General features: G+C 43.4%; 13 protein-coding genes. 4 read left to right on the plus strand and 9 right to left on the minus strand.

The annotated features are described in order from the left end of the window. The first annotated feature begins 28 nt into the window (after positions 1–28). Together ACDZ28_RS18785 and ACDZ28_RS18790 are read left to right on the plus strand one after the other, a co-directional pair. Positions 29–1,561, plus strand: a complete 1,533-nt coding sequence (locus tag ACDZ28_RS18785; RefSeq protein WP_375102486.1) for a carboxylesterase/lipase family protein — start codon at positions 29–31, stop codon at positions 1,559–1,561. 17 nt (positions 1,562–1,578) lie between these two features. Further along, positions 1,579–2,367 (plus strand): alpha/beta hydrolase, encoded by a 789-nt coding sequence (locus tag ACDZ28_RS18790; RefSeq protein ID WP_375102487.1) that lies wholly within the window; start codon positions 1,579–1,581, stop codon positions 2,365–2,367. A 112-nt stretch (positions 2,368–2,479) separates the two neighbouring features. Here ACDZ28_RS18790 and ACDZ28_RS18795 read toward each other — a convergent pair whose 3' ends face one another. Genes ACDZ28_RS18795 through ACDZ28_RS18805 form a run of 3 tightly spaced genes read right to left on the minus strand, consistent with a single transcriptional unit; the run spans position 2,480 to position 6,106 of the window. Next, complete coding sequence (locus tag ACDZ28_RS18795) at positions 2,480–4,243, minus strand: extracellular solute-binding protein (RefSeq protein ID WP_375102488.1); 1,764 nt, start codon at positions 4,241–4,243, stop codon at positions 2,480–2,482. A 43-nt stretch (positions 4,244–4,286) separates the two neighbouring features. Next, complete coding sequence (locus ACDZ28_RS18800; protein WP_197069768.1) at positions 4,287–5,255, minus strand: carbohydrate ABC transporter permease; 969 nt, start codon at positions 5,253–5,255, stop codon at positions 4,287–4,289. Then, entirely contained in the window at positions 5,252–6,106 is an 855-nt protein-coding gene (locus tag ACDZ28_RS18805) for an ABC transporter permease subunit (RefSeq protein ID WP_375102489.1), read from the minus strand. Before ACDZ28_RS18805 ends, ACDZ28_RS18800 begins: the two co-directional genes overlap by 4 nt. A gap of 510 nt (positions 6,107–6,616) precedes the next feature. Here ACDZ28_RS18805 and ACDZ28_RS18810 point away from each other — a divergent pair. Continuing rightward, positions 6,617–6,820 (plus strand): hypothetical protein, encoded by a 204-nt coding sequence (locus ACDZ28_RS18810; protein WP_375102490.1) that lies wholly within the window; start codon positions 6,617–6,619, stop codon positions 6,818–6,820. Positions 6,821–6,918: 98 nt separating this feature from the next. Here the strand turns inward: ACDZ28_RS18810 and ACDZ28_RS18815 are convergent, their stop codons facing one another. The 6 genes from ACDZ28_RS18815 to ACDZ28_RS18840 all read right to left on the minus strand — a co-directional run bounded on the left by ACDZ28_RS18815 (position 6,919) and on the right by ACDZ28_RS18840 (position 14,972). Beyond that, positions 6,919–7,683 carry an AraC family transcriptional regulator gene (locus ACDZ28_RS18815; protein WP_042132030.1) on the minus strand — a complete coding sequence of 255 codons (765 nt, stop codon included), beginning with the start codon at positions 7,681–7,683 and terminating at the stop codon, positions 6,919–6,921. Positions 7,684–7,829: 146 nt separating this feature from the next. Beyond that, positions 7,830–8,990 carry a glycosyltransferase family 4 protein gene (locus ACDZ28_RS18820; RefSeq protein ID WP_375102491.1) on the minus strand — a complete coding sequence of 387 codons (1,161 nt, stop codon included), beginning with the start codon at positions 8,988–8,990 and terminating at the stop codon, positions 7,830–7,832. Between the two features lie 101 nt (positions 8,991–9,091). Then, on the minus strand, positions 9,092–9,934 hold the full coding sequence (locus tag ACDZ28_RS18825) for a sugar phosphate isomerase/epimerase family protein (RefSeq protein WP_375102492.1): 843 nt from the start codon (positions 9,932–9,934) through the stop codon (positions 9,092–9,094). A gap of 17 nt (positions 9,935–9,951) precedes the next feature. Next, complete coding sequence (locus tag ACDZ28_RS18830; protein ID WP_339290148.1) at positions 9,952–11,052, minus strand: mandelate racemase/muconate lactonizing enzyme family protein; 1,101 nt, start codon at positions 11,050–11,052, stop codon at positions 9,952–9,954. Between the two features lie 13 nt (positions 11,053–11,065). Beyond that, positions 11,066–12,517: a GDSL-type esterase/lipase family protein gene (locus ACDZ28_RS18835; RefSeq protein WP_339290150.1), complete on the minus strand. Its 1,452-nt coding sequence runs from the start codon at positions 12,515–12,517 to the stop codon at positions 11,066–11,068. A 109-nt stretch (positions 12,518–12,626) separates the two neighbouring features. After that, positions 12,627–14,972: an AraC family transcriptional regulator gene (locus ACDZ28_RS18840; RefSeq protein WP_375102493.1), complete on the minus strand. Its 2,346-nt coding sequence runs from the start codon at positions 14,970–14,972 to the stop codon at positions 12,627–12,629. Between the two features lie 178 nt (positions 14,973–15,150). On the opposite strand from ACDZ28_RS18840, the gene ACDZ28_RS18845 reads away from it, so the two are divergent. Continuing rightward, positions 15,151–16,668: an extracellular solute-binding protein gene (locus tag ACDZ28_RS18845; protein WP_042126119.1), complete on the plus strand. Its 1,518-nt coding sequence runs from the start codon at positions 15,151–15,153 to the stop codon at positions 16,666–16,668. Positions 16,669–16,786: the final 118 nt, after the last annotated feature.

Raw genomic sequence — 16,786 nt, forward strand, 5'->3', positions numbered from 1 at the left:
CGCTTTTACTGTGAAGGAGGAATAAAGGATGTTAAGAGTAGTGCGTGTTGAAAATGGTATCGTGCAAGGACTGCCGGCGGCTGATCCCCGTATTACCAGCTTCAAGGGAATTCCATTTGCAGCCCCGCCCGTGGGGGAGAACCGCTGGCGTGCACCCCAACCTGCTCAAGACTGGGATGGAATTTTGAAAGCACATGATTTCGCCCCTACTTCCATGCAGGCCCCGACCGTCATAGATGTAAATAATATTTATACCCGTGAATGGGCAGTTGATCCCGATCTTCCAATGGACGAGGACTGTCTATACCTGAATGTCTGGACACCTGCCGTTAGTGCCGATGAGAAGCTTCCTGTTTTTGTATGGTATTTTGGCGGAGGACTTCAGGTCGGCCATACGGCCGAAATGGAGTTTGACGGCGAACGCATTGCCCGCCGGGGGATTGTCGTAGTAACCGTGAATTACCGCCTAAATACGTTTGGCTTTCTGAGTCATCCTGAGATTAGTGCGGAATCCCCTGATGCTCCCGCCAATTTCGGGCATCTGGATCAGCAGGCGGGTACACAGTGGGTAAAACGCAATATTGCTGCTTTTGGCGGAGATCCTGAACAAATCACAATAGGAGGACAGTCTGCAGGCGGGGGAAGTGTACTGAGCCATCTGACCTCGCCGCAGAATGATAGGTTGTTTCAGCGGGCCGTCATTATGAGCGGGATCTTCAATCCGTTGTACCCGAACAGTCCAGTACCTCCACATAATCGTACTCTCAAGGAGGCGGAAGAGGAGGGTGTAGCCTTCTTTGAATATTTAGGAGTGTCGACTTTGAAAGAAGCACGTAAGCTGGATGCAGTATATCTCCGCGATAAAATGCTAGAATACGGGAAATTCTGGGGAACGATTATAGATCAGTTGTACTGTACGGGTAACCCGTATGACCTTTTTCTAAAAGGTCAACACCATAAGGTACCGGTCATGCTGGGAAATACCTCGTCTGAATTCTTCAGTGTTCCTGATTCCAGCAGTGTGGATGAATTCAGAGCAGGGGCTGTTGAATTGTTCGGCGTGGAAGCGGAAAAGTACCTTAAGCTTTGCAGCGTTGATTCAGGAAATCTGGAGAAAATGATCGATAAAGCTTCCGTGAACAATATTGAATATGCGGTCCGTGTTGCCGTTAAGGCTAACAGCGATTCCGGCAGCGGAGTCCCGATGTATTATTATACTTTTGATGCCGATATTCCAGGCTGGGATGATCCTGGTACCTTTCATTCGGTAGATTTGTGGTTTCATTTCGAAACATTGGCCAAGTGCTGGCGGCCTTTTGTGGGCAAACATTATGATCTTGCCCGTCAGATGTGCAATTATCTTGCCTATTTCATTGGCACGGGCAATCCGAACGGCAAAGATACTACTGGTGAGGATTTGCCACTATGGAAACCGTGTACTCCGGAAGCGCCATATGGCATGGTTTATGCAGACAAGGCAGAATTTGTAGAATCTCCTCCTGGTGAAGTAATGCAATTTCTGGTCGAGCATTATTTCAAGCAGCAGTCTATTTATGTATAAGAGAGGAATGAGCAGAATTGAGCGAGAGTCAGCAGAAATATAAGATGCAAAATACGCCTGAGGGATACGACAAGGAAAGGGAAGGCATTGCCCGGGGTGTGATGCAGACGATAGAGTATCCCTCAACAACGCTAGGTAATACTCGGAAGGCAATGGTCTATACACCGCCCGGTTATTCCACTGAGAAGGAATACAGCGTTTTGTATTTGCTGCACGGGATTGGTGGAGATGAGAATGAGTGGTACACTCACGGCAAGCCTCAGGTTATTCTAGATAATCTGTATGCTGATCAAATGTTGAAGCCCATGATCGTCGTTCTTCCCAACGGCCGTGCGATGCTGAACGACCGGGCAGAAGGAGATCTATTTGCTTCGGATAAGGTGCAGGCGTTCGAAACATTTGAATCGGATTTGCTGCACGATCTTATCCCTTACATTGAAGAAAATTATTCAGTCCTGACTGACCGGATGCACCGTGCTATTGCCGGATTATCCATGGGTGGAGGACAATCCTTGAATATCGGTCTGAACAATCTGGACCGCTTCGCCTGGGTCGGGGCTTTCTCACCGGCACCCAATACGAAGATGCCCGAGCTGTTGGTCCCGGAACCGCATAAGACCGCAGAACTGCTCAGTCTGCTCTGGCTATCGTGCGGTGATCTGGATAGCCTGAAGAACGTCAGCGACCGGACACATGCTTATTTGTCACAGCATTCCATGCCGCATATCTGGGTAGAGGAAAATGGCGACCATGATTGGCCGGTCTGGAAGAACGGCTTATATCAGTTCTCCAAGCTCATATTTTAACTCAATGTCTACAGGATACCCGCTGCTTGCAGCCGTATAAGACAAATAGGGACGTTCAAGCAGACCTGATCTGGCTGTTTGGAACGTCCCTTATCTTTGTTGTAGCAACGAATTATTGGCTAGTAACTGCATCCGTACGCAGTTTAATGATTTTTTGTGCTCTTTCTATATCCATAGCAATGACATCATTCCAACCGAGACCGACCACATCACTCTTCAGCTTATTCCAGAGCTGATCGAATTCTGCTTGATCTTTGGCAAATATCATTTTCCAAGAGGTGTTTTTAACATAGTCAGAGATCTGGCTTCGTTTATTCTTAATGTCCGACGAATCTGACCCGAGACTTGTATTGATATTTGGCACAATATCGATCATATTGTTTTTCTGATAGTACTCCGTCGGGGTGCTCGCATTATAAGTATTCTGCCATTCCTTAGTTAGAGTAGTCTTATTGGCCTCGATGGTTGAGCTCCAATAATTGTTGTTGTAAAATTCACCTGTTTCCGGATCTACTACAAAATCGCTCATAATCATAGTATTGATCTTGCTCTGCCCGTCTTGATATCCTCCGCCTCCGTACTGTTCAGGAACGGGGGTATTTTCTTGGAATGCGATTTGTCCTACTTCAGTCAGCTTAAACTTGCCATCAGACATTTTTTCATAATTGAAGCCTTCAAATCCATTGGTATAGTAGCGAAGACCTTCAGGTGATACTAGCCAATCCATGAATTCAATGATTCTTTCAGGATTTTTTGCTTTTGAACCAATAGCAAATACTCTTCCGTTTCCGAAGTAGGCATCGCTATTCTGGATAATGTGGGTATCGGCGATCGGAACGGCAACATTACCGTCACCTTTAGTGCCTCTTTCAATGGTGTTGTAGAAGCCTCTTTGCCAGGAATACCATAAGAGTAGAACCTGTTTATTGGTCAGCTTTTCAGCGACTTTATTCCAATCCTGGGTTGCCGAGTCAGGGTCAACCAGCCCCATCTGATTGGCGTCATAATAGAATTGGAGAATTTTCTTGTACATACTGTTGTCGTCAACGAGCGGAACGATATCGCCTTTTGCATTCAACTGAATGGTCGAGGTTCCGTCCGGCTGCTCATAGCCATACCAGTTGCTTAACCAACGAACGTTTTCCATACTTCCATTGTCCCAGTCCTTCCACAGGGTGATCGGAACAATCGCTTTTCCTTCCGGTGTCTTTGGGTATTTCTCCTGCATCTGCTTTAGTGCATTCAGCAGATCTGTCAGATTGTTCAGCTTGGGAGATCCGATTCCCTTGTAATAATCCCAAGGCATAATCGGACTGGAGTAAGGGATTTCTTCTGAGTATGTTGTTGGGGAAGTGTCTGATACAAAAGTGGGTAAAGCATATATTTTACCTTCAGGATTTATACTTTCGAACGCAGCATTAAAGGGCTTGAAGTGATTGTCCACATATTTGGACAGGTACTCCGTATTTTTGATCCTATCCGTCATATCCATAATCATACCCGCCGGAATTAACTCCTCCAGCTGACTGTTATCAATGATAAGGAGGTCTCCCAAATCTCCCGATGCTGACCTTGTCTTGTATAGCTGATCACCGGCAACCTGTGGAGACAGAATATTTAAGGTAATATTGAACTTATCCTTAATTAGTTTTCCGTACCATCCGGTCTGCTCTCCCTGATAATTTGCTGCGTTGTTAAACACGGTAATCGTCAGCGGCTTGCTATGATCAATTCCTCCACCCGGATCGGAAGTCTCGGTTGCTGTACCTGCATTGTTGGCATTGCTGCTGCATCCGCTGAGTACCGCCGTTCCAAGAAGAAGAGCGGTGCCAAAGATCAGCATAGACTTTCTTGCCAGCTTACTATGTTTATTCATTTACAGCCCCCCAAAAATGATTAATTAATCATTATCGTGCAAATTAACCCTTGACTGCGCCAATGATAATTCCTTTTACAAAAAATCTTTGGAAGATCGGATAAACAAGCAAAATAGGTGCGACAACGATGATAGTAACTGTCATACGAATGGATGTGGTGGTTTGCTTGGTGGATAGACTGGCCATGGCGGTTGATCCGGCATTTTGCAAATTGACCATGGTAGATAGGGAGCTGGCTTGATTGATGTAGTTATACAGAATAAACTGCAGACTATACAATTTGCTGTCCGTAACCAGCAGTAGTGTGTCCTGAAAGGCATTCCACTGGTCCACTGCCGAAAATATAGCGACTGTAGCCAATATCGGTTTGCTGATAGGTAAGATAACCTTGTAAAAGATCGTTATAATCCCGGCACCGTCAATGCTGGCTGCCTGCTGCAATTCCTTCGGCGTTGATTCCACAAACGTTTTTACAAGAATGATAAAAAAAGGAGCTACAATAGCCGGCAGAATGTAGGCAAGGAAATTGTTAGTCAGATGCAGGGATCTCATGGTCAAATACCAGGGGATAATGCCGGCATTAAAAAACATCGTAAGAATGGTAAACCGATACCAGAATTTTTTCCCCCACATATCCTCCTGGGCAAACATGAATCCCAAAAAGGCAGAGGCCCCGACTGTCAAAAGTGAGCCTATTACCGTTCTCCCCAAAGAAATGACAAATGCATTCCATAGTCCAGGGATCTTAAATACGTCAATATAATTCTGGAAGTGGATCCCCTTGGGCCAAAACACAATTTCACCCTTGGCGCTGAGATCGTTGGCGCTGATGGTATTAATGATGATCGAGTAAAACGGATATACACAAACAAATGCAAAGAGAGTGAACAGGATATAAATGGTAGCCGAAATCATTTTATCGGTTGTTCTGACCTGCATTTTAGTTCTTCTAGAGAAGTTCCGCTTATTTTCTTTGGCCTTCGGGGAAAGTCCAGTCTGGTTGTCACTCATACAATGCCCTCTCCTCTAAACAATTTGGACAGCCCGTTTACGGAAAAAAGAAGCACAATGCTAATCAGACTTTTCAACATACTGATAGCGACGGAAACGGAATAGCTGCCGCCTCCCATGGCTAGATTGTATACATATAAATCCAATACCTGTATGGACTCTTTGTTGAATGCATTCTGGAAAACAAAGTATTGCTCCAGTCCATTGTTCAGGAAGCTGGCAATCTGGAGCATCAAGAGTACAAAATAAGTCGGCAGCATACTTGGCAAAGTCACATGCCTGATAACCTGCATTTTTGTTGCACCGTCAACATAAGCCGCTTCATACAGAGACTCATCAATGCTCATAATTGCTGCTATATACAAGATGGCCGACCAACCTAGTGATTTCCATGTAATCCATACCCACATAGTAATCCAGACATGGTCCGAGTTCTGAAGTAAGAGTACAGGAGAATCAATAAGTCCCATCTGGCTCAAAAAGCCGTTGACGACGCCTTCACTTGAGAACATAGAAAATGCCAGGGAATATACGAGGACCCAGCTGATAAAGTTTGGAAGAGTGGTTACTGTCTGAATAAATTTGCGAAAACGCACGGATTTGATCTCTGTCAGGAAAATTGCAAAAAACATGGGAAGCCATGAGAAAAGGATACTCAGCCCGCTTATACCGAACGTGTTTTTGATGACCTGTAACAGTTGATCAACCTTCACCTGATTTTCTACCAAGGAGCGAAACCACTTGAGACCGACAAAAGGCGCTTGTGATAGCGGGATCGGCGGCATATAGTCAAAGAATGCATAAACCCATCCATAGAGTGGGTAGTATGCAAAAACAGCAAGTAAAACCATAAAGGGCGAGATATAAAGAAATTTTCTAAAAGAATTGCTCCTCATGCTGTGACTGCGCATCTTGTCACTCCTTTTTGTGAAATCAATGCGTTTAAACGACCAACTTTGAGGTCCTCCCCCTTTCATAAACTAGACATACTTCAACTTGAAGATGGCTCCTGATGAATGGTGAATTCTTCAATCCCTTTTATTGATAACGCTTACATAACATAAAACCATAATAAATTAACAGTTCTCTTCAAACAATGACCTATCCTCACCAGTTATTGATCTATTGTTAGATGGAACTTAAAAAAATTAAAATTTATATATTTTGAGACCTAATTAAAATTTTTTCGAACTTCTGAGCAAAAATTCCAAAGGACGCTCTGTCCCGTGAAGAAGAAAAAAACTGCCCATTCGCTGACAACAAGTTGTATATAGCTCTAGCAACATCAATCATTGATATATTCGAATAACAACTTGGATTGAAGCCACCCGTGGGATGGAACTCATGGAATAGTTTTGAACATGAATTTTAGGATGCTGATTTACTGGCAGAATGATATGGATATGTTCGTGGTTGGGATGTACGGGGCAGCAACATCAACTTTATCGGGAGCCAAATTGACGGTTGAAACGATGTGGAGTACAAAACACATTTTTCTTTATGGAGCATGGTGGGATTATCCCAGAATTGCAGCGACATTTCCCTTTGATCAATGGTCAGCTTAAAGAAGTCTATATCAACGTCTCCGTCAGTATAGACTATCTTGAGGACTAGTTTTCAAAGAAAAAGTAGTGTGATAGTTCTTCACATTTCTCTTTCCGCTTTAACCCCTTGCATACTTCTGGTAGTTTCTCGGCGTATGTCCGGTCAATTGTTTGAATTGCCTGCAGAAATGCTCCACATTTTGATATCCGCACCGGGAAGCGACTTCAGCAATGCTTTGAGCATTGTGAATTAAGTATTCTTTTGCCATACGGATTCGGCTGTTGATAACGTCATCCATGCAGGAGATTCCAAACGTTTTTTTGTAGATGTTCTGAAGATAACCAGGACTGATTCGAAGAAAATCCGCCATCTTCGAAACTGTCCAGTAATCGCCCGGGTTAGTTTGAATAGCTGTACGCAGTTTCAGTAGTTTGTAGTATTGAGGTGTAATATCATCTTGGAAGTAGGATTCCCATAGTTTGTTGAACAACGTCCGGAGTAAATAATCGACGGAAGATTCTTTACAATCCCGGTTAAAATTATGCTCGACGACAAGCAATTCAAACAACTTGTGGCAGTAGTCCGGATCACTCAGGGCAAAGGGAACCCCAAGCGGAAGGGGAGATTCCGTAATATAAGGTTCATTGGATTCGAAGCGGATCCAATCATTGATAAAATGATCAGCGCAGGCCCGATAATAGACTTTTTGTAATGGACGATAGAGGATTGCGCTGTGAGCAGGGTATTCCTTGAACCCGCCATTTACCCAGAATTGCGCTGGGGTCTTGGTGATTACAAGAAGCCAGTGATAGCCCACAGGAACATCTATAACAAAATTGCTCGCGTGTGTAGTATTGTACTCAACATAATGAATAAGGGCCATCTTTTCCCCTCCTAGCAAGGATTCCATTATTATAACATAATGAAAAAATAGGATTGAAGAAGAGAAATGCCCATGACATATCGTATTGGCTATAGTCTAGAACTGGGCTGCTGAATGATCAAGGAGTATACTGACTATCGTCATTATTATACTAATGGTAGTAAAGCCGGTATAAGGTCGAAACGTCTATGCTCAAGAATCTCTTCATAATCGTGAATGAGTCCATCGAAAATGCTCTCCCACGAGCGGTCGAGTGCCAGCTGTCGACCCTCATACCCCATAGCAGCCAGCTTGTGGGGATGCTCTATACTTGCACAAATTTCACGAATAAAAACATCCGGGGAACGAGGTGGGGCAATCATTCCGTTACGACCGGGTGTGATCAGATCCTTTACCCCGCCTTCATTTACGGCGAGGACAGGCAGCCCCGAAGCCATAGCCTCAAGGACAACATTGCCGAAGGTTTCTGTACTGGAAGGGAAGACGAATAGATCAGCTGAGGCATACAATTGAGCCAGCTCTTCACCGTGCTTATAGCCTGTAAATGTGACATTATGCGGCGCCTGTGTTCTCATCTCTGGGAGAAGGGGACCATCTCCAACGACTAGCCAATGCACCTGAGACTGCATAGACTCAGGCAATTGCTGCATAGCGAGAGATAGGGTGTTGATATCCTTTTCAGGTGCAATCCTTCCCACATAAAGAAGCAGTAACGGTGCGGTAATTCCGTAACGATCGCGGACCTGATGGCTGCGTTTTTTCGGAGTATAGAGATTGCAGTCGATGCCCCTAGACCAAAGCTTTAAACGTTGAAAGCCTTGGACTTGGAGGGAATCGAGTGTTTCGTTGGAGGGCGCGAAGGTAGCATCGCAGGACCGATGGAACCACTTCATGTACTTCCAATAGAGTGGGACGATTCTTTTCATCCGGTAATATTCAAGATAGCGGTCAAAATGGGTATGGTAGGAGGCGATATGAGGCAGACCATACTTTCGCGCATAACGCAGGCCGCATAAGCCGATATTGAAAGGAGTTGCCAAATGCAGCAGATCAGGACGAAAAGCTTTTAGCTCTGACTGGATGGAGGACATATTCGGCAGCGCGAGTCTACATTCTGGATATAAGAAAAAGGGGATACTGGTAATGGGACGTATGGGATCGGCATAGCTGTCTTCAGGAGCAGATTTCGGCGAAAATAGCAGATGCTCGATACCTCGCCGGTTCAAATGAGTGGTTAAGCGCTGAAGCGTGAGTGAAACACCATTCGTTTGCGGAAGAAATGTGTCTGTAAATAAAGCAAGACGCATAGAACCCCTCCCAGGTACTCTTGATGTCTTGATCATAACAGTCCTTTATTTCATGGAGGTCAAACGGATGTTAAACAGAATATAAAAATCCACGCTTCACGCTACACTTCTTCATATATCCCCTGTAAAAAGGCAATGCTCTCTCCCAAATGTGATTCCGGAGTGCTTTCTAGTATGCCTTGAATATGCGGGCGCTCGTATTTCATATAACGAAGAATCGGCTCGAATTCTAGCCATCCCTGACCCACAGGAACGATCTTGATGGCTCCATCCTGCACGATAAAATCTTTTAAATGAATAATGGCAATTCGATCTCCTAAGAGCTTCAAAGCCTCCGTAATAATAGCTTCTTGATGTAAGTAATTTGTTGGCGACATTAGATTAGCGCAATCCAATATGATCTGAAGATTGTTAGAAGAAATCTCATCCAGCAGTCGGCGAGTTAAGGATGCGGTGTACAGCGGATGATGGAGTCCAGCTTCAATTCCTACCGTCACACCAAAATGCTCGGCCTCTGCCACCATAGCTTTTACCGATGTAATTACCTCTTGAAAAGCCTCTTCTGTAAAATTATCTGTGGTAAACCCAACTCCCACACTTCCGGTTTCCGTACCAACCAGATTAGCGCCGAAATCTCTGGCCAAGCGCAGATGGGTACTGAACGCGGCTAACGCTTGTGCCCGTTTTTGTGGATCGGTGTCTACAATATTTACATAACAGCCAAGCACCGCAATCTGAATACCTGCTTGCCTAAAGGCATTGCCATAATAACTGGCCGTTCCAGGGCTGATAGCCGTAAGATTAGGGGCACTATCAGGAAAAGACTTCTTAAGTGCAAACTGGATATGAGCGAAATGATAGGACTTAATTTTCTCAATTAACTCATGCAATGGAACTTGTGTGAAATCATGTGCTCGAACACCTAGATGAAGGGGAATGCTCATATGATTAATCGCTCCTATTAGTATTGTTGTTTGTGATGTGCTAATTTGTCCCAATCAAAGGTAACCCCAGTGCCCGTTACTTCAGGAGCAATAGCCATCCCATTGTCTTTATTAATCACTAGAGGACGTGTAGTGTATTGATCGATAGGGAAGCTATGCATTTCGAGATAACCTGCATTTGGCATAGCCGCTAACAAACTAACATGTAATTCCTGCATCCCATGTGTAGAGACGGAGAGGTTATAAGCTTGAGTTAAGTGAGCTACCTTTAACCAGCCTGTAATTCCGCCTATATTGGAAGCATCGGGTTGAGGGAAATCCACATGACCATATTGCAGCATGTGATGGAATTCGGTTAAAGTGCGCAAGTTCTCTCCGCCTGCAACGGCCATTCCTGTTTCTTCGGCAATACGTGCATAGCCGGCATAATCCTCTGGAATTGTTGGTTCTTCTAAGAAGAGAATGTCGTATTTCAAAAATTCGCGTGCGGCTTTTATCGCTTTTTCCACACTCCAGCTCATATTCGCATCGACCATAAACGCCACATCTGGACCGATCAATTGGCGTACCGCAGCTACTCGTTCCACATCTTCGGCTAGTGTTTTTTGGCCTAGTTTAATTTTGACAGCCTTCAAACCCATATCTAAATATTTTTGATTGTTTAGGAGGAGCTTTTCTAATGGGAAATTTAAATCAATCGCGCCGCCATAGCATTTGACCTCATTACTAGCACCACCCAGAAGTTTGTAGAGAGGTTCATCTGCTTTCTTCGCACGTAAATCCCATAATGCAATGTCACAAGCTGCAATGGCGAAACTAGCCAGACCGCCGCGTGCAACATAATGTATTCCCCAGTTCATCTGCTCCCAGATACTTTCTACACAGCTGGCATCTTTGCCAATTAAGATATGTGTTAATTCATACGCAATTAGTGAGCAGATCGCTTTGCCGCCAAATCCGCCAGTATAGGTATAACCTACCCCTTCACGACCGTCATCCGTTCTAATTTTGACAATGGGAACTTCAAAGTGAGTATGCAGGCCATGTTTTGCGTCCTCCATGATTTCTGGCAAAGGGATACGATAGTACTCTGTAATAACTTCTTTAATTAGAGACATCTGTAATCACTCCTTATAAAAGTTGTTGTAAGTTTGATATAGGGGAGGCTGTGTTTTGTTTAAGGGCTTGAACCACAAGTTTAGCAATTTGCTGAGCACCTTCATCTGAAAAATGCGTATCATCCGTAACTCCGTTTGGGTAATTGGGATGTATATTTTCTGGCAAATGCATGAATAATTTCTTGGATTCTTCTTCACCTAATAAACAATAGAGCGCTTGCGAAGCTGCGAAAATATCAAGCAGCGGTGTTTGCGTTTCTTCAGCTACCTGTCTCATGGCTTCGGGATAAGCGCCTACAGCAAGCGGGTCAAGCTGTCCATCTGAAGTAAATCGGCGGCGACTCACAGAGGTTAGCAGAACGGGAATACCTCCTAACTGCCGAGCAGCTTCTATATATTGAGTAAGGTTGCGGCGATATTCAGTGTCGGGATCGGTGTAACGCAAGGGATCTTCTTTTTTCTCATCGTTATGCCCGAATTGAATAAAAAGGTAGTCGCCAGCTTTGAAGTCTTTAAGGATGGCATCCAGGCGGCCGTCTGATATAAAAGATTTAGTACTGCGGCCATTAATGGCGCGATTCTCAACTCGAACAGAAGTCCCAAAATAACTTTGCAGGTATTCACCCCAGCCGGTCATTGGTTTTTCTCCAGCACCCTTAATAGCCGCAGTGGAATCGCCCGCAATAAATAACGTGGGTGTTATAAGTTCTTCTGTTTTAGTGTAGTGATGTTCCCTTAACCAATTCGCAGCAAGGGAAAGCCATTGCCGGCAATGAGGATGTTCTTTAGCAAGCCCTAAACCATGCCGTCCTTCTTCAAAGATATGTAGTTCAAATGGGATCCCTTGCTCCGATAGTGCATTTGAGAACAACAGACTGTTCTCTACAGGAACGCTGGCATCATTTGCTGTAGTCCAGATAAAAGTTGGAGGTGTCCGTGAAGTTACCTGTGATTCTGATGAAAAGGAGCGCAGCTCCGCTGGGGCTGGATTGTCTCCTAGAAAATGAAGTCGGCTTCCCATGTGGGCATAAGGCGCTTGGAAAGTGATCACTGGGTATCCTAGCAGAAGAAGATCTGGTTTCTCTGCTCTTGTGGTAGAGAAGATAGACGCTAGGTGTCCGCCTGCCGAAAATCCGATCATCCCAACTTTGTTTGAGATTACATTCCAATGTTGTGAGGCGCCCCTAATCCACCTCAGAGCTTCCTCAACATCATCTAACAGTGAAGTGACGCTAAAATCTCCGACCTGATAATCTAATACACCGGCATGAATACCTAGACTGTTCAGCCAATGAGCGACTGGTGCTCCTTCATGTTTAGCTAAATGCTGGTAACCCCCTCCAGGCAATACCAATATAAAAGGGCGTGGCTGGTCCGTCTTAAGCGGATAGAGGGTAAGTAACGAGGTTTCCGGAGAAAGCTCAGCTTGCTCTGTAGGGTTAGGGTGTAGACGAAAGCTCAACATTTCGTTCCATTTCCTCCTTAAAAGGGTATATGCACACGTTAACATATTTTCAAAAAAAAAGAGAGACTCTTTTTTTTTGATTCCACCTGAGCAGTATTTATGGTCTTTTTTACATCGATTCGTCAAAGGTGGATTTAAGTTTTGTGCCAGCATTGTGCTCCCGGTATTGTCCAGGTGTCATGCCTTCCTGTTTACGGAAAGAGCGAATGAAGTTCTGAGAATTGTTGTATCTTAATTTGGCTGCAATATCTTTAATGGGCATGTCGGTTTCCTTTAGCCATTTTTTCGCCATTTTAAATCGGTACATCGTTAAATATTCGCTAAAATAGTACTGGGTCTCCTTGCGGAAGACACTGCTGATATAGTTGGCATTATAATGCAGACGTGAAGCACACTCTTCTAAAGTAAGATCGGTATCATAATCATGCTGTATCAAATCGATGATCTTCTCGGAAATGTTGTGGTATTGCGCATTCTGTCTGCTGTTAAAAATCTTGATCATCGGATAAATGACCATGCTCCAGAACCAATCCTCAATCTCCGTCACAGTATGAAGATCATGCAGCTCCTCAAAAATTGAACCATTGGCATGATAAATTTGATTCAAGCTAATACCGGATTCCTGCATCATAATGAGTAAATTATTGAGCAGGCGCGTCAACGGGATCTGGTACTCCTGCGGTGACAGCTCTTGGGCAAAAATCGATTTAAAGAGCAAATGAATAAGCTCCTTGGCTTTTTCCGTTTCAGCCAGCTTGATAGCATCCATTAAATCATTTTCTTTATGGGTAGGATAGTTCAAGTTCAGATAATGTTTGCCAGAGTTAATATTTTCGTACTGGATAATGACACCCTTACCAAGCTTAATCCGATGCTTTAGAGCTTCAAGGCCTTCTCTGTAAGCAATGGATAACTTCGGTAAGTCGTGGAAGGGAAGGCTCAGCCCAATACTCACCTGTACTTTGAGGTAATTATTGATTTCTTGTTGAAGCTTCTCCGTAAGTGAATATAGAGTTTTGTGAAAAGACTGAGTATCACAGTTCGGACTCCCCAATAATACGACCACCGCATGGTCCATAATTACAGGAGCCAGTCGTTGTTCAGGGCAGACTAACTCTTCAATCATATTGTGGGCAGCGAATAATAAAAGATTAAGATCTTTTTTTTCATAACTGGAATCTTCGGCAAAATCGATCGACAACGTAATCACAGCCATCGTCTTCCATTCTTCGAGTTGCTTGTGATAGCCGAATTGTTCCAGCTCTTCGAGCAGATCACGCTTCTTAACGTTGCCATGGAAAGCATTAATTAAGAAGAAGGTACGAACCTGCTGGATATGCTGACGGACTTCTTTTTCCAGCTGAGATTTAGATTGAAATAAAGAATGAACCTGTTCTCCGATAATCTGAAATTCATTTGTATGTCTGGATTTGATATCCGTTTTGCGTTGGCCCATCTGATTGAGAAGTCTTTCAATAGGTGTGTACATCCGTCTTGATCCGCTCCATGCCAAGAGAATGGAGAGAAGAAGCATAAAAGTACATACGAATATCGTAAACAGACCGATTTTTTGAGACTCTTTCGTTAAACTTTCCATGGATGTGACCGAAAGATAAACCCAGCCATTCATCTGAGAGCGCATGTAAGTGACAGCGTAATTTTTCTTGTGGATCACGGTTTTGAACTGTCCTGAAAGTTTGGAGGGATTAGCAATGAAAGAATCTTCTGTAAAACCGCCTTCCCTCATAGGCTTCCCGATCAAGTTGCGGTCCGGATGGAGCAAGAACCGACCTTCCTTATCCAGAACGATAATATCGTCGAGTGGCTGTACATCAGAATTAATGAAATCTTGAAGACTGCAGACAGGAATATTAGCTAAGGCGAGCCCATACTTTTGCAGCTTATTGGTCGGGAGTTTCTTGATAAGACTAATGCTGTAGTTACAGCCAGTAACGTTGATGCTTTCCTCGCTATAAAATAGGGAGGATGGGTTCAAAATCCACGAGGTATCTTCGGCGATATTCATCAGATTTGAGAGCTGTGCATAGTTCTTGTATTCATCCAAACGATAGACTCCCGAATTTTTGATCATCCAATTTTGCTGCTGATTTAATAAGATGACATCTTCCAGCTTCGTATCGAAGGATTGCATATTGCGAATTTCGTTTCTTAAATCATTGTACAAAATGAAATCGGTTTCATTTAAAGGGTTATTTAGTGCTTTTTTTAATACACTGGAGTTGATCACTTGGTTTAATGTTTGATTGACAGTTGTTAACTTATGTTCTACATTTGAGGTGATTTGTAAGATAAGTTCCATTTTACTGTTGTTAACGTTTTTCTGAATTTCTTTTGATGATGTGAGATATGAAAAAGAACCGATGAACAATACAGGCAGCGTGCTAATTACAAAGGCAAACATCGTTAGCTTACTTAGAAAGCTTAATGGTCTCACGAGACTCAGCACCTTTACTTATGTAGAAGTAGACACTTGTTCTAAGTGTATGTAACTTGGTAGTAAATAACAATAATCATCTCGCTTCGCGATAATCATTAGCTCTAATTATGCTTATAAAATGTAAAATCTTCAAGCTTTCAGGTGATAATCCTTACAATATCTAGGAGGCCACAAAATGTCTAGAGTATCAATGGATAGAAGGGCAACGATGTATTTCTGTTTATTTGCTTTGCTCGTTTTCTCTTTCTTAAGCGCTTGCAACAATAAGGAATCTGCCGATTCCGGCCCAAAAGTGTCTCCCCCGAGTATCTCAATTTTGGCGCCCCTTCATTTTCCGCAACAGCCCTCGAAAGAGATTATGGCAGAGATCGAAAGGCTGACAGGTGTGAAGCTAGATATAAGGTGGGTTCCAGAGGGTGTCTACACGGATAAGATGAACACGGCGCTTACAACCAATTCCCTCGGAAAGGTCACATTTGTAAAATTCTCAGATTATAATCTGGTGAAAAATGCTATTCGTTCGGATGCCTTTTGGGAGATCGGCCCATACCTTCAGGAGTTCTCCAATCTTAAACAACTGAACCCCGCCATTCTTAAGCAGACTTCTGTAGATAGTAAGATCTATGGCTTATATACGGAACGCCCCTCTTCCAGACAGGGGGTTATTATACGCAAGGATTGGCTCGACAATCTTCATTTAAATAATCCGCAAACACTGGATGAACTATATGAGGTCATGAGACAATTTACATACAACGATCCAGATCAGAATGGCAAACAGGATACCTACGGATTAGTCGATCGAAATGATCTTGTGTATGGGGTATTTAAGACGTTAAGTTCGTATTTTGGCACACCAAATAATTGGAAACTAGAGAATCATCAATTTGTACCTGAATTTGTGACCGCTGAGTATATGAACACTATGAATTTCATGAAGAAATTATATGATGAGAAAATTATTAATCAGGATTTCGCCTTAACGAGCAAAGAAGTACAACGCGATAAGTTCATTAATGGTATTGCTGGTGTATTTATCGGCAGTATGACAGATGTAAAGCGGCTGTCTATTGAAGCTCAGAATTTGAATCCAAAGGCAGAACTTACATTAATCAATCGGATCGAAGGGCCTGAAGGATATAAGGTGTGGTCGATACCCAATTATAATGGACTCTATCTCTTCTCCAAAAAAGCCATTGCTACTGAGGATGAACTCCGCCAGGTACTCGAATTCTTTGATCGAACCATGGATAAAGATGTAGCGAATATAATGATGTATGGGTTTGAAGGGCGCCATTATAAGCTTGAGGAAGGAAAAATCATTCTTCCCGAGGAGACTTCGGAGCTGCGGGTGCAAGAAGTAAATCCGTTATATTCTTTGATGATTGCAGACATTAGTAATAAGAACATTATGGAGGTGGCTCAGAAGGAGCAATTGACCTCACTTGCGGATCAGCTAAGTAAAGATAATGAATCTTTTCTGGTCGACGATCCGACCGTGTCTTTAAGCTCTTCTACCTATGATGAAAAGAATGTGGAATTGTCTACAATCATTGTGGACGCTACGTACAATTACATACTAGGCAATATAACCGTTGAGGGATTCCAGAAGGAAGTTGAGAAATGGAGAGCCAACGGAGGAAATCAGATTATTAAGGAATATGGTGAGGCTGAGCTTGGGATAGAGAAGTAAATAGGTTAGTTTGATCCACTGCGGATGACGCAGTGGATTTTTTTGTGTTATCACCATAATCATTTGCTCAGATCCCTTTAAGAACGGCCCTTTATGGGGAAATGATTGTTTTCGTAAC

Origin of the sequence: Paenibacillus sp. RS8, assembly GCF_041956825.1 — a bacterium.
In the GTDB taxonomy this organism is placed as follows: Bacteria; Bacillota; Bacilli; order Paenibacillales; family Paenibacillaceae; genus Paenibacillus_AQ.